Source organism: Vreelandella xerophytica (assembly GCF_968048975.1).
Genome location: NZ_OZ309106.1, coordinates 1,974,617 through 1,987,912 on the forward strand (window position 1 = coordinate 1,974,617; position 13,296 = coordinate 1,987,912).

General features: G+C 59.9%; 10 protein-coding genes. 7 read left to right on the forward strand and 3 right to left on the reverse strand.

What is annotated here, in order from left to right:
- The first annotated feature begins 12 nt into the window (after nucleotides 1–12).
- The 5 genes from ACWF8S_RS09440 (at nucleotide 13) to ACWF8S_RS09460 (ending at nucleotide 6,990) form a co-directional block, all read left to right on the forward strand.
- Complete coding sequence (locus tag ACWF8S_RS09440; protein WP_447553072.1) at nucleotides 13–1,236, forward strand: transglycosylase SLT domain-containing protein; 1,224 nt, start codon at nucleotides 13–15, stop codon at nucleotides 1,234–1,236.
- 79 nt (nucleotides 1,237–1,315) lie between these two features.
- On the forward strand, nucleotides 1,316–3,205 hold the full coding sequence (locus ACWF8S_RS09445) for an extracellular solute-binding protein (RefSeq protein WP_447553073.1): 1,890 nt from the start codon (nucleotides 1,316–1,318) through the stop codon (nucleotides 3,203–3,205).
- A gap of 32 nt (nucleotides 3,206–3,237) precedes the next feature.
- Entirely contained in the window at nucleotides 3,238–4,311 is a 1,074-nt protein-coding gene (locus ACWF8S_RS09450) for a microcin C ABC transporter permease YejB (RefSeq protein WP_447553074.1), read from the forward strand.
- Nucleotides 4,312–4,313: 2 nt separating this feature from the next.
- On the forward strand, nucleotides 4,314–5,390 hold the full coding sequence (locus tag ACWF8S_RS09455) for an ABC transporter permease (protein WP_447553075.1): 1,077 nt from the start codon (nucleotides 4,314–4,316) through the stop codon (nucleotides 5,388–5,390).
- A complete protein-coding gene (locus tag ACWF8S_RS09460; protein WP_447553076.1) occupies nucleotides 5,383–6,990 on the forward strand; it encodes an ABC transporter ATP-binding protein in 1,608 nt (535 codons plus the stop codon). The genes ACWF8S_RS09455 and ACWF8S_RS09460 overlap by 8 nt, the downstream gene beginning before the upstream one ends.
- A 112-nt stretch (nucleotides 6,991–7,102) precedes the next feature.
- Here ACWF8S_RS09460 and ACWF8S_RS09465 read toward each other — a convergent pair whose 3' ends face one another.
- A complete protein-coding gene (locus ACWF8S_RS09465; protein WP_447553077.1) occupies nucleotides 7,103–7,807 on the reverse strand; it encodes a pseudouridine synthase in 705 nt (234 codons plus the stop codon).
- A complete protein-coding gene (locus tag ACWF8S_RS09470; RefSeq protein ID WP_447553078.1) occupies nucleotides 7,807–8,622 on the reverse strand; it encodes an amidohydrolase in 816 nt (271 codons plus the stop codon). The genes ACWF8S_RS09465 and ACWF8S_RS09470 overlap by 1 nt, the downstream gene beginning before the upstream one ends.
- A gap of 70 nt (nucleotides 8,623–8,692) precedes the next feature.
- On the opposite strand from ACWF8S_RS09470, the gene rarD reads away from it, so the two are divergent.
- Nucleotides 8,693–9,598, forward strand: coding sequence for an EamA family transporter RarD (gene rarD, locus ACWF8S_RS09475; RefSeq protein ID WP_447553079.1), 906 nt, complete (start codon nucleotides 8,693–8,695; stop codon nucleotides 9,596–9,598).
- Here the strand turns inward: rarD and ACWF8S_RS09480 are convergent.
- A complete protein-coding gene (locus ACWF8S_RS09480; protein WP_447553080.1) occupies nucleotides 9,572–11,224 on the reverse strand; it encodes a methyl-accepting chemotaxis protein in 1,653 nt (550 codons plus the stop codon). The genes rarD and ACWF8S_RS09480 overlap by 27 nt on opposite strands.
- A gap of 210 nt (nucleotides 11,225–11,434) precedes the next feature.
- On the opposite strand from ACWF8S_RS09480, the gene ACWF8S_RS09485 reads away from it, so the two are divergent.
- Entirely contained in the window at nucleotides 11,435–13,135 is a 1,701-nt protein-coding gene (locus tag ACWF8S_RS09485; RefSeq protein ID WP_447553081.1) for a SulP family inorganic anion transporter, read from the forward strand.
- The last annotated feature ends 161 nt before the right edge of the window (nucleotides 13,136–13,296 follow it).

Sequence of the window (13,296 nt, forward strand, 5' to 3'; positions counted from 1 at the left end):
ATAAGATTCTTTATGACTTATCGAACGATCCGCCAGCGCTTCATGCTAAGCGCTGGCAGCACCGTCGTCATGGGCCTTCTGCTGGCCGCCGCGGCAAATTCCGAAGCCTCGTCAGGCCCTCTGGACGCCTTTACGGCGTCTCCCGCTCAAAGCCCCACTCCTGCCACTCCTTCTAGTGCCACACGTCCACGGCTCGACGCTTACCACGCTCACTTCTGGGATTCATTGCTGCTTGAATCGCAGGACGTGTGGAGCACGCTGCGCGCCAGTTTCCAGTGGCAGGACAAGACGCTTCCCATGGAGGCTCAGAGGCGGGTCGACGAGTGGATCGAGCATTACCGCGCGCAACCGGAAAATATCGTTGAAATCACCCGGCGCGCCACTCCCTGGCTTGCCTGGATCAGCCAGCAGGTCAGCGCACGGGGCCTGCCCGGCGAGCTGGCGCTGATTCCCTTCGTAGAGAGCTCTTTTGACCCCAGCGCGAAAAGTCATATGGGTGCGGCAGGGCTTTGGCAGTTCATGCCCGGCACCGGCGATGCGTTAGGGCTGACCCGCAACAGCCGCTATGATGGGCGGCTGGATGTGATCACTTCCACCCAGGCCGCGCTGGGTTATCTGGAATCTCAGGCCGAACAGTGGTATCACGGCGACCTGCTGCTTTCGCTGGCCGCCTACAACGCCGGCGCCGGTACCGTGAACAAGGCCATGCGCCGGGCGCAGGGCCAAGGTTTTGAAGGCAGCTACTGGGATCTGGCACTCCCCTCGGAAACCATGCAGTATGTGCCCAAGTTGAAGGCGATCGCGGCCATTATTCAGGACCCTGAGCGTTACGGTGTCGCCCTGCCGGATATTCACGCCGCCCCGGCCTTCGCCAAGATAAGACTTCAGCAGCCCTTGAGCCTTGCCGAGGCCTCGACGCTTCTGGATGTCAGCCAGCAGGCGCTGGCCGAGCTCAACCCGGGGTTGCTTGATGGCCAGGCGAGACCGCGCAGTGGTCAGACCCTCTTGGTGCCGGAGTCCGCCGATACCGATCTGATCGCCGAACTTTCCCAGAACGGCCCCACTGCCTTGGCCTCGACCCAGACACCCGCGGTTCACCGCGTTGAAAATGGCGATAGCCTTTCCGCCATTGCCGCGCGATATAATATTGACCAGCGCGATCTTATCCGCTGGAATGCGCTTGAACGGCCGAGCGCGTTACAGCCGGGCCAGCTACTCGCCCTCTCCGCGCGCTAAGAGCGTTTTACCTTATTGCAACAGTTGGGTTGCAGTGATTTTAATGTAACGATTTTATTGCAACGACAGGACATCCTTCATGCAAAGTGGTGTGCCGTTTGTAAAAGCCTTTTGCGTCCTGCTGCTGGTCGTGGCCGGTGTTGCCCCATGGGTGGCATCGGCCAGTGACGATGACCCGTTGACGCTTCTGGAAGAACCAAGCAGCGCCCCGGTGGAAACCGTTCACGCTCTGGCACTTTACGACAGCCCCGCACTTCCCGAGGGCTTTGCCTACTTTCCTCACGTGAATCCCCGGGCGCCCAAGGGCGGCTCCATTACCCATACCGCCGTGGGCTCGAGCTTCGATTCGACCAACCCATTCATCATACGCGGCACGCCAGCCACCGGCATTTCCCAGATCTACGATACGCTGATGATCAGCAACCCCGATGAGCCCTTCAGCCTCTACGGACTCTTGGCCGAAGGCGTGCGCCTGGACCCGGATCGCGAGTGGATCGAGTTCGACCTTCGCCCGGAAGCGCGCTTTCAAAGTGGCGAACCCGTCACCGCTTATGACGTGGTGTTCTCCTTTGAACTGCTGCGCGAAAAAGGCAGTCCGTTCTATGCAAGCTACTACGCTGGAGTGTCTGATGTCATCGCCCAGAGCGAGCATCAGGTACGTTTTGAGTTCAGTGATACCACCTCCCGAGAGCTTCCACTGATCGTGGCACAGCTGCCTGTATTACCGCGCCACTACTGGGAGCCCCGAGACTTCACCGCACCTACTCTGGCAGCCCACCCAGGCTCCGGCCCTTACCGAATCAGCGAGGTGGATCCGGGTCGGCGTATCGTCTTCGAGCGCGACGAGAACTACTGGGGGAAGGATCTGCCGGTCAATGTCGGCCGCTACAATATCGACCGCGTGATCTACGACTACTACCGTGATCGGGACATCGCCTGGGAGGCGTTCAAGGCTGGGCTGACGGATTTTCGTGAAGATGCCCGCGCCGCCACCTGGGCGATCGGCTACGACTTTCCCGCCTTTCGGGAGGGGCTGATCGAGCGTCTTACCATCCCGGACGTCAATCCGTCCATGATGCAGGCGTTTGTCTTCAACCTGCAAAAAGAGAAATTCCAGGACCCGCGGGTCCGTGAAGCGCTGAGCCTCACCTTCGATTTTCCCTGGCTCAACACCAACATCTTCTATGACGCCTACCAACGGACCGAGAGTTATTTCCAGAACTCGGAAATGCAGGCCTTTGGTCCCCCCTCTGAAGGAGAGCTTGCGCTATTGGAGCCTCACCGCGAAGCACTCCTGGCCTCGCACCGCTCCGAGCGGCTGTTTACCGACCCCCTACCCATCGACCATCCGGCGGAGCTTCGCAGTCGTCTGCATCGGGCCCTCGAGCTTTTACGCGAGGCCGGTTACGACATCGAGGACGGCGAGCTGATTCATGCCGACAGCGGCCAGGCTTTTCGCCTCGAGGTGTTGATGTATGACGCCGCCCTGGAGCGGGTGGTACAGCCCATGCTTCGAAACATGGCGCGCCTGGGGATCGAGACCTCCATGCGCATCGTCGACATCAACCAGTATCTCAACCGGGTTCGCGGCTACGACTACGATATCGTCATCAGCCACTACCCGCAGTCGAACAACCCCGGCAACGAACAGCGGGACTACTGGACGAGTGCAGCGGCCAAGGCGCCCCAGAGCCGTAATCGCATGGCACTGGCCCATCCGGCGGTGGACGATCTGGTGGACCATATCATTGGCGCAGGGAACCGCGAGGAACTCGACACCGCCGCGCAGGCGCTGGATCGCGTGCTTCGCTGGGGGTTTTACGCCATTCCTCACTACCACTCCGGTGAGACGCGCATCGCGGTGTGGGACAAGTTCGGCTATCCGCAACCCTTCCCTGCCTACGCAATGGACCTGGATGCCTGGTGGGTGGATACCCAACGCGAAGCCGAGCTGCAAAGGCGTCGTTAACCAGCCGTTCCCGACAACTCCTGGAGTGTACCGTGGCACGCTATACCCTACGCCGATTGCTGCTGATGATACCCACGCTGCTGGGCATCATGCTGCTGAACTTCATGATCGTTCAGGCTGCCCCGGGCGGGCCGATTGACCAGATGCTGGCGCGCTTCGAGGGCGCCAACGCCATGGCCAGCACTCGCCTGGACATGGGCGGCGCGGATATCCAGGTAAGCGACGATTCTCGCGGAGCGCGGGGAATCGACCCGCGCTTTATCGAACAGCTCGAGCAGCAGTTCGGCTTCGACAAGCCCGCCCACGAGCGCTTCATCAGCATGATGGTCAATTACCTGACGCTCGACTTCGGCACCAGCTTCTTTCGCGACCGCCCGGTCGTCGAGCTGATGGTAGAGCGCCTGCCGGTGTCGATTTCGCTGGGGCTCTGGACGACGTTGCTGGTCTACTTGATCTCGATTCCGCTGGGCATTCGCAAGGCGCTGCGTCACGGCTCGCGCTTTGATGTCTGGACATCCGGACTGGTGATTGTCGGGTACGCGATCCCCGGCTTTCTGTTTGCCATCATGCTGATCGTGGTCTTCGCCGGCGGCAGCTACCTGGACTGGTTTCCCCTGAGAGGACTCACCTCCCCCAACTTTGACGATCTTTCTGTATGGGGCAAGGTGAAGGATTACTTCTGGCATATCACCTTGCCGGTCGCCGCCGCCGCGATCGGCAGCTTCGCCACGCTCACCATGCTGACCAAGAACAGCTTTCTGGATGAAATTCACAAGCAGTACGTGCTCACCGCCCGTGCCAAGGGCGCTACCGAAAACCGCATTCTGTATGGCCATGTGTTTCGCAACGCCATGCTGATCATCATCGCAGGCCTGCCCGCGGCGATGATCGGCATCTTCTTTACCGGGGCGCTGCTGATCGAGGTGATCTTCTCCCTCGACGGACTGGGGCTTTTAGGTTTCGAGGCGGTCATGCAGCGCGACTACCCGGTGATCTTCGGCACGCTGTTCCTGTATACCGTGATCGGGCTGGTACTGAAGCTGATATCGGACCTTACCTATGTGTGGGTCGACCCGCGCATCGATTTTGCGTCAAGGGAGTCGTGAGAATGGGCTTTATGACATCACGACTATCGCCGATTAGCCGGCGCCGCCTGGCGGCCTTCAAGGCTAACCGGCGGGCACGCGTTTCGCTTTGGCTGTTTGGCGTACTGTTCGTGATCAGCCTGATGGCGGAGCTGATTGCCAACGACAAGCCGCTGATCATGCACGTCGATGGCCAATGGTACGCGCCGCTGTTGGTGGACTATCCAGAAACCGAGTTCGGCGGTTTCCTGCCTACGCGCACCGACTACCTGGACCCCTTCATTCAAACGCAGATTGCTGATAACGGCTGGGCCCTGTGGCCGGTGATTCCATTTTCCTATCAGACACTGGACATGCAGATGACTCGCCCCTCCCCCGCGCCGCCGGACCGCCGTCACTGGCTGGGTACCGACGACCAGGGCCGCGACGTGCTGGCCCGGGTCATCTACGGCTTTCGTCTGTCGGTAGCGTTCGCTCTGGTATTGACGACAGGCTCTCTTGTACTGGGGGTACTTGCCGGTGGCCTGCAGGGTTACTTCGGTGGCAAGGTGGATCTGATCGGCCAGCGTTTCACCGAAATCTGGTCCGGACTCCCCATGCTGTTTCTCTTGATCATTCTGGCAAGCTTCGTTCAGCCGGGTTTCTGGTGGCTACTGGGCATCATGCTGCTGTTTTCCTGGCTGGGGCTGGTCGATATCGTGCGCGCGGAGTTTCTGCGCGCGCGTAATCTCGAATACGTGCGCGCTGCCAAGGCCATGGGTCTGCCATCACGGTTGATCATGTGGCGCCATGTGCTGCCCAACGCCATGGTGGCCACGCTCACTTTCATACCGTTTCTGTTCACCGGCGCCATTGGCACACTGACCGCGCTGGATTTTCTGGGTTTCGGCCTGCCGCCGGGGTCGCCTTCGCTTGGCGAGCTGGCAGCACAAGGCAAGAACAACCTTCACGCCCCTTGGCTGGGTATTACCGCCTTCATGACGCTGGCCATCATGCTCTCGCTTTTAGTGTTTATCGGCGAGGGCCTGCGTGACGCCTTTGACCCACGTCACGTCAAACAGAGCGCCGCCCGACCCGCACAGGGAGCCCCGCATGCCTGAACCGATCATACCCAAACCACTGCTGCGGCTGACCGACTTCACCATCGCCTTTGAAGGCCACGCCGTGGTGGATGCGCTATCGCTTAGTGTCAATGCTGGTGAAACGCTGGCGATTGTCGGCGAATCTGGCTCCGGCAAGTCGGTTTCGGCGCTGGCCGCGCTCAATCTACTGCCCGGTAACGCCGAGGTTAGTGGCGAGCGCTGGCTGGAGGATACCGACCTCAACCGGCTTTCCAGCCGGGAATGGAATGGCGTACGCGGCAATCGCGTAGGGTTCGTGTTTCAGGAGCCCATGACCTCACTCAACCCGCTGCACCGTATCGGCAAGCAGATCGGTGAAACGCTGCGTCTGCACCAGGGGCTTGGGGGCAAGGCGGCCCGCGCGCGGGCCAAGGAACTGCTCGAACAGGTAAAGCTGCCGCGGGCCGAGGAGCTACTGGACGCCTGGCCCCACCAGCTATCCGGCGGCCAGCGCCAGCGCGTGATGATCGCCATGGCAATTGCCAACAACCCTGCGCTGCTGATTGCCGACGAGCCCACCACCGCACTCGATGTCACCGTGCAGCAGGATATTCTGGCGCTATTGAAGGAGCTTCGCGACCACCACGGTATGGGTATGCTGTTCATCAGCCACGATCTTAACCTGGTGCGCCGTTTTGCTGAGCGCGTGTGCGTGATGTATCAGGGCAAGGTGCAGGAAATCGGCCCGGTGGAGGACGTATTTACCCACCCGCAAAGCGACTACACCAAAGCACTTCTAGCCGCCGAGCCCGAAGGCCGGCCGGCACCCTTGACCGTCGATGCGCCGCTGCTCACCGCGCGACAGTTGAAGGTGAGCTTTGCGCGCCCCAGGGCGGGGCTTTTCAAGCGCCAGCCACCACCTTTCGAAGCCGTCAAGGCTATTGATCTTGCCATCGCCCCCGGCGAGACGCTGGGTATCGTCGGCGAGTCCGGTTCAGGCAAGACTACGCTGGCATCAGCCATCATGCGCCTGGTGCAAAGCCAGGGAGAAGTACGTCTGGGCGAGGCACACCTGAGCGAGCTTAACGGCAACGCGCTGCGCCGTCAGCGTCACCGTTTCCAGATGGTGTTCCAGGACCCGTACGGCGCGCTGTCGCCGCGAATGCCGGTGTTCGATATCGTCAGCGAAGGCCTGCGTTTTCACTATCCGGATCTCACTCAAGACGAGGTGGCCAAGCGGGTGCATCAAACCCTCAAGGAAGTCGGCCTGCCGGAAAGCGGCGCAGCGCGCTATCCCCACGAATTTTCCGGTGGTCAGCGCCAGCGCATCGCCGTGGCCCGGGCCATCATTCTCGAGCCAGAACTTCTGGTGCTGGATGAACCCACCTCGGCCCTGGACCGCACGGTACAAAAGCAACTGGTCACCCTGCTGCGCCAGCTGCAGGAGCGCCGCAAGCTGAGCTATCTGTTTATCAGCCACGACCTGGCTGTGGTTCGCGCCGTGGCACACCGCATCATGGTGTTGAAGGATGGTGAAGTAGTTGAACAAGGCCCCTGCATGGAGGTGCTGGCCTCGCCCCAGCACCCTTATACCCAGGCGCTGATTGCCGCAGCCCACCTGCGCGAATTTACTGTTTAACAATTGATTTTTGGTTTAAAGGCAAAGCTTGGTCAGCTAATTGGTGCAAGGAAGATAACGGTATAATAAAAGCGTGCCTAACAGCGCCCTGCAAAGGACGCTGAGTCAGGCGTTAGAAGCTGGCGATTTCTTCGGCGCTGAGTTCGCGCCATTCCCCGGGGGCCAGATCATCGGGCAGGGAAATGTCGCCAATCGACTGGCGATGCAGTTCGTTGACGTGATTACCGAGGGCGGCAAACATGCGCTTTACCTGATGATAGCGCCCTTCGGTCAAGGTCAGCTCGGCGCGTTGCGGCGTGATAAAGCGCAGCGTCGCGGGTTTGGTCGGCGTGTCCTCATCGTCGAGTAGAATGCCCTGGGCGACCTGCTCGATGGCGTGCTCAGCGGCGCTGCCCTCCCAGGGCTCGGCAAGCTCGGCGATATACACCTTGGCGCAGCGGTGCTTGGGTGAAGTGACGCGGTGCGACCACTGGCCATCGTCGGTAAGAAGCAAAAGCCCGGTAGTATCCACATCCAGGCGCCCTACCGACTGTAGCCGCTCCGCCTTGGGTAGATCGATCAAATCGATCACTCGCGGGTAGAGCCCACGCCGCGCAGTGCACTCCACGTTCCCCGGCTTGTGCATCATCAGATAACGAAGCCCGACTAGGGAAAGCGTTTCGCCGTTGAGTACCACCTCGTCCTGCTCGGTATCGATATGGGTCGACGCCTGTTTGACCGGCTCGCCGTTCAAGGTGACTTCGCCATTCTTGAGCGCCCGCTTGGCAAGGCTGCGGGTCAAGGGGCTGGTTTCACTCAAAAAGCGGTCAAGACGCATTATTGCCCCACCCCCGACAGCAGCGAGAAGCGGTCGGCATCCTGCCAGGCTGGAAATTTTTCACGAAAAGCATCGAGTTCCGTTTTATCGAGTACGCCGGTTTCAATGAACGGCGTATTGGCGGGATGGTCGATCAGAAGCTCGCCCTTGAAATCGACCAGCATGGAGTCGCCGCTGTATCCAAGGCCCTTGGCATCCTCGCCTACCCGGTTGACACCCACTACGTAAGTGAGGTTTTCAACTGCGCGGGCCTGAAGCAGTGTCCGCCAGGGTTGGCGACGCGCAGCGGGCCAGTTGGCGACGCAAAGTAGCGCATCATACTCGAAGTGCTCGCCCTCTGCCGGTTGCTGACGCGTCCAGACTGGAAAGCGCAGGTCGTAGCACACGCTGAGCAGTAGCTTGAAGCCCTTGAGCTCGACGACCTCGCGGGTCTTTCCCATCCCGTAGCGCTCGTGTTCACCGGCCATGCGAAACAGATGGCGCTTGTCGTAATGACTCATCTCGCCGTCCGGCGTGGCCCAGATCATCCGGTTGTAGTACTGGCCGTCATCCTCGATGGCAACGCTTCCCGTCAGCACGCACCCGCGCTCCTTGGCCTGCGCCTTGAGCCAGGCAACGCTCGAACTCGCGTTCATCGGCTGGGCCATTTCCCGGGAGTTCATGGTAAAGCCGGTGGCAAACATCTCGGGCAGTACGATCAGGTCGGTATCGCGACTATCAAGCTCGCCCAGTAAACGCTCCAGGTGCGCATGGTTGGCCTCGGGGTCTTCCCAGCGCAAATAGCACTGCACCAGGCTCGTTTTCAGCTGCGTCATGTCCTTCTCCTTTCACCGGTGTGTGATGGCGTTGTGTGATAGATTAGCATTTTTAAGTAATGAGGCTGCTATGCATTTCCCTTCCGTTCGCGACCCCCAGGCAGCCAAAGGTGTCACCTTCGGTTTGATGGCTTACATCATGTGGGGATGTTTCCCGCTCTACTTTGCGCTGTTCGAGGGTAGCCCGGCGTTCGAGGTGCTGATTCACCGTATTCTATGGTCCTGCGTGTTTCTGGTGGGGTTGATCACACTCTTGAAACGCTGGACACCGGTCATCACCGCTCTGAAAGCGCCGCGTCGGTTGGGGCGGGTGCTTATCTGTGCGCTTTTGATCGGGGCCAACTGGGGGCTTTATATCTACGCGGTGGAGAGTCGTCAGGTGCTGCAGGCAAGCCTGGGCTATTTCCTGACGCCATTGGTCAACGTGGCGCTCGGCATGCTGGTGCTTCGGGAAGTCATGGCGCGTCTCCAGCTGGTGGCGCTGGGGTTTGCTAGCCTTGCCATTGTCATCCAGTTTGCCATGCTGGGCGAGCTGCCCTGGATCAGCCTGATGCTGGCGCTGAGCTTTGGCAGCTACGGGCTTTTCCGCAAGCAGATCCCCCTGGATGGCCTGTCGGGGCTGTTTGTGGAAACGCTACTGCTCTTTCCACTGGCGCTTCTGGCGCTGACCTGGCTCAGCCTGCAGGGCGAATCGCACTTTCTTTTCGATGCCCCCATGAGCGTGCTGCTGGTTTCCAGCGGTGTGGCTACTGCGCTGCCGCTGCTGGCCTTTGCCGGTGCCGCCCGGCGGCTGCGCCTCTCGACGCTGGGGTTTCTGATGTACATCAACCCCAGCATCCAGTTTCTGATCGCCCTGTTCATCTTCGGCGAACCGCTCGGCACCATTCAACTGGCTACCTTCGTGATGATCTGGCTGGGTCTTGCACTCTACTCGTGGTCGTCCTGGCAGTCACGTCCGCGTCAGCTGGCGGACTGATGATACATGCCCTCGGTGTGATGAGGGCAGCGCAGCTGCATGGCGGTCGCAGGAGCTTTCCGGCTGATAACCGACCCGAAAACCACCCCAGTGCTTGCCGTTGATATAGATAGGCACCGAGAGGTCATGCATGATTTCACCGGTATCGCGCTTGTAGGTCTGCAATAGAAGTGCCTGAGTATGCGCCCCGCAGCGGCTGCCCGTGGGGTCGTCAAAAATGCGCTTGCTGCGGCAGTACTTCAAGTCGTGTTCCAGATCACCGATGGGCGCCTGGCTTACGGCGAGGTTGTGGGTGGGCACATAGCCGTTGCGATCGCAGGCGATGGCGTAGCTCAAGCGGCAGGCCTGGAGCATGGGCTCCTGAAGCCCAGGCAGATGCTGGTCGGTAAAGGTATCAAAGCCTGTATGGTAAAGCGGTGGCCGGGTGCCCGGCACACGCTGATAATCCACGTCGAAAAGCGCCTGGAGCGAGATATCGCCCCGGGCCAAAGCCTTTTCAAGGAGTCCCTGTATCCGATCGGCGGTTTGACGGGCCGCTTCGAATACCGCTTGATGGCGCCCGTTCAAGCGCTGCTGGGCCAGCTCGCCATCCACGCCTTCGGCGGCTTCCATCAAGGCATGCGCCTGCGCGGCCAGATCGTGCATGTTGCGGTTGCCTTCGTCGACATCGCGCTCAAGCTGGCCCAGCGTCTGGGTAACCTTCTGGCTATGGCCCGTGGTGCTCTGCATTGCCAGGGCAACATTGCCGATCTCTTGATTTACGTGATCAAACTCCCGGGTCATCGTCGCCAGCCCTTCGCCCACGGTCTGCATGCCTTTGGAGCGCTCGCGGATGCGTATCATCAGCTCGTTCATGGTCGAGACCACGCCATGGCCGCTTTGGTGCATGTCACGAACCAGACCCTCGACCCGGGCGGTGGCGCTCGAGGTTTTCTGCGCAAGACTTCGCACCTCGCCGGCCACCACCGCAAAACCCCGCCCGTGCTCACCTGCCCGCGCCGCCTCGATAGAGGCGTTGAGCGAAAGCAGGTGGGTCTGTTCGGCAATATCCTCGATCATCGAGGTCACGCTCTGCACGCGTTCGATCTTGTCATTCAACGATGCGAGCATCTCGAGCGCGCCACTGGAACGCTCGGCCACATCGTTCATATCCTGGATGATCTCGGCCAGGCAGGCATGATTGTGATGACTGGCGTGGCGCGCCTGTTCAGCCAATGTCGCTACTTGCGTGGCGCTACTGCTGACCTGCGTGATCGCCGTATTGATGGCCGCCATGCTGGAAGCGGCCTCTTTGGCCATCCGCTCCTGACTCACCAGACGCTGATCCATCAGATCAGCGTAATGGGAAACCTCCGCCGAGGCGATCGCCGTACTGCTGGCTTGTCCCATCAAACGGTACGCCATCGCCTTGAGCGAGGCGTAGTCCTTGAGCGGCTTGAACTTGAGCGCCCCGTTGAGGGGGTTCACCTGCCCATGGTAGACACCGGCAAAGGCATTACCCATCAGCCCTGCGCCGGCCAGGCCTGCCACCAGTAACGCCAGATAGGTAGTGGTCCCACCGTGGCTTACCAGCTCGATCGATATTCCCAGCAGCGCCAGAGGCGCCAGCAAACGAAGTAGCCGCATAATGTGTACTCTTTATCATTGGCGTTAGTGAGTAATGCGTACATGCCAAAGGCTTGGCTTGCCTCAGCAAGATTACTCCGAGGACTCGAACATTGAAGTAACACTTTGGGGGAATGATGAAGGTTATTTTTAACCAGATGCTCTAACGATAGATTGAACACGCTACTATGGAAGATTAAAGTTCAATCTTGAAACCCGGCACCCGACGTTATGCTCAAGCGCTACTTTCCCATACTCACGTGGCTACCCCACTACCATAAGCGCCTCTTGAGCGCTGATCTGCTGGCGGGATTGATTGTCACGATCATGGTCATTCCCCAATCGCTCGCCTACGCACTGCTGGCAGGACTTCCCGCCGTGGTCGGGCTCTATGCAAGTATTCTGCCCCAGCTGCTTTATACCCTGATGGGAACAAGCCGTACGTTGGCGGTGGGGCCGGTGGCGATCATTGCGCTCATGACCGGGGCAGCGCTTGCCTCCGTTGCCGAACCGGGGTCGGGCGCCTATCTCGAAGCCGCACTGATTCTCTCGCTGCTTTCGGGCGTCATACTGGTGGTAATGGGCATACTACGGATGGGCTTTTTCAGCAATTTCTTGAGCCATCCAGTCATTTCAGGCTTCTTGACCGCCTCGGGCATTCTCATAGCCGCCAGTCAGATGGGTAGTATTCTGGGCGTTCAGAGCAGCGGGTTCACCCTGGTAGAACGGCTGATGACGCTGGTGCCGAATCTTTCCACTGTCAACCTCCCTACGCTCTGCATCGGCGCCGGCACACTGATCTTTCTGATCGGCATGCGCCGCGTCGGCAAGAAGTTGTTTACCGGCATCGGACTCCCGTCGGGGCTGGCGGATCTTTTGACCAAATCCGGTCCGGTATTCGCGGTGGTCATCACCACACTTATCTGCTGGCACTGGGAGCTGGCTTCTCAAGGCGTTGCTGTGGTGGGCTCCATACCGGGCGGTCTGCCCGCCTTGGGCTTTCCCTTCGGCGACGGCGCACTCTGGAAAGCGCTGTTGATCCCGGCGCTTCTGATCAGCCTGGTAGGCTTTGTCGAGTCAGTCTCCATGGGTCAGATGCTCGCCGCCAAGCGGCGCCAGCGCATCTCCCCCAACCAGGAGCTGGTCGGCCTGGGGGCTGCCAATCTGGCCGCAGGCTTCACTAGCGGCATGCCGGTCACCGGGGGGCTTTCGCGCACGGTAATCAACTTCGATGCCGGCGCGCAAACACCCGCGGCGGGGGCGTTTGCAGCACTGGGCATCGCGGTCGTCACCGCCGCCTTTACCGGCTGGCTTTACTACCTGCCGATTGCCACCCTAGCCGCCACCATCACAGTCTCCATTCTGACCCTGGTGGATATTTCCATGCTGCGCCAGACCTGGCGGTACTCGCGAAGCGACTTCGCCGCCACGGCGGTGACCATACTGCTGACACTGGTCGAGGGGGTGGAAGCCGGAATCATCGGCGGGGTGACACTTTCCATCGCGCTCTTTCTCTACCGAACCAGCCGCCCCCACAGCGCCCTGGTGGGCCGGGTGCCGGACACCGAGCATTTTCGCAATATCGAACGCCACGATGTACAAGCCCCCCAGACCGCGGCCCTGCTGCGCATCGATGAAAGTCTCTATTTCGCCAATGCCCGTTACCTGGAAGACACCATTTACAACCTGGTAGCCAACCGTCCAGAACTCGAGCATGTGGTGCTGATCTGCTCGGCGGTCAATCTGATCGATGCCTCGGCGCTCGAGAGCCTGGATGCGATCAACGCCCGCTTGAAGGATTCCCAGGTGAAGCTGCACCTTTCGGAAGTGAAAGGTCCGGTAATGGATCGGCTCAAACACAGCGATTTTCTCGACGCCCTGACCGGGCGCGTTTTCCTCAGCACTTATGCCGCCTGGCGGGAATTTTCTTAGCCAACGTTTTATCCATTCTTTTGAAAAGCCAGGCATTTGCCTGGCTTTTTTATATACGTCTGCCCCCAATCTGCATCGACCAGAATAACAGCGTTGACATAACGCTCGAGGCTTCACTACTATCAATCGACCATTTGCAAAACAATGTACCGCATAGCAAA

Excerpts from the sequence above, each read along its gene's own strand:
- ACWF8S_RS09465 (WP_447553077.1), bottom strand. The coding sequence starts at position 7,807 with ATGCGTCTTGACCGCTTTTTGAGTGAAACCAGCCCCTTGACCCGCAGC.
- ACWF8S_RS09440 (WP_447553072.1), top strand. The coding sequence starts at position 13 with ATGACTTATCGAACGATCCGCCAGCGCTTCATGCTAAGCGCTGGCAGC.
- ACWF8S_RS09445 (WP_447553073.1), top strand. The coding sequence starts at position 1,316 with ATGCAAAGTGGTGTGCCGTTTGTAAAAGCCTTTTGCGTCCTGCTGCTG.
- rarD (WP_447553079.1), top strand. The coding sequence starts at position 8,693 with ATGCATTTCCCTTCCGTTCGCGACCCCCAGGCAGCCAAAGGTGTCACC.
- ACWF8S_RS09485 (WP_447553081.1), top strand. The coding sequence starts at position 11,435 with ATGCTCAAGCGCTACTTTCCCATACTCACGTGGCTACCCCACTACCAT.
- ACWF8S_RS09460 (WP_447553076.1), top strand. The coding sequence starts at position 5,383 with ATGCCTGAACCGATCATACCCAAACCACTGCTGCGGCTGACCGACTTC.
- ACWF8S_RS09480 (WP_447553080.1), bottom strand. The coding sequence starts at position 11,224 with ATGCGGCTACTTCGTTTGCTGGCGCCTCTGGCGCTGCTGGGAATATCG.
- ACWF8S_RS09470 (WP_447553078.1), bottom strand. The coding sequence starts at position 8,622 with ATGACGCAGCTGAAAACGAGCCTGGTGCAGTGCTATTTGCGCTGGGAA.
- ACWF8S_RS09455 (WP_447553075.1), top strand. The coding sequence starts at position 4,314 with ATGGGCTTTATGACATCACGACTATCGCCGATTAGCCGGCGCCGCCTG.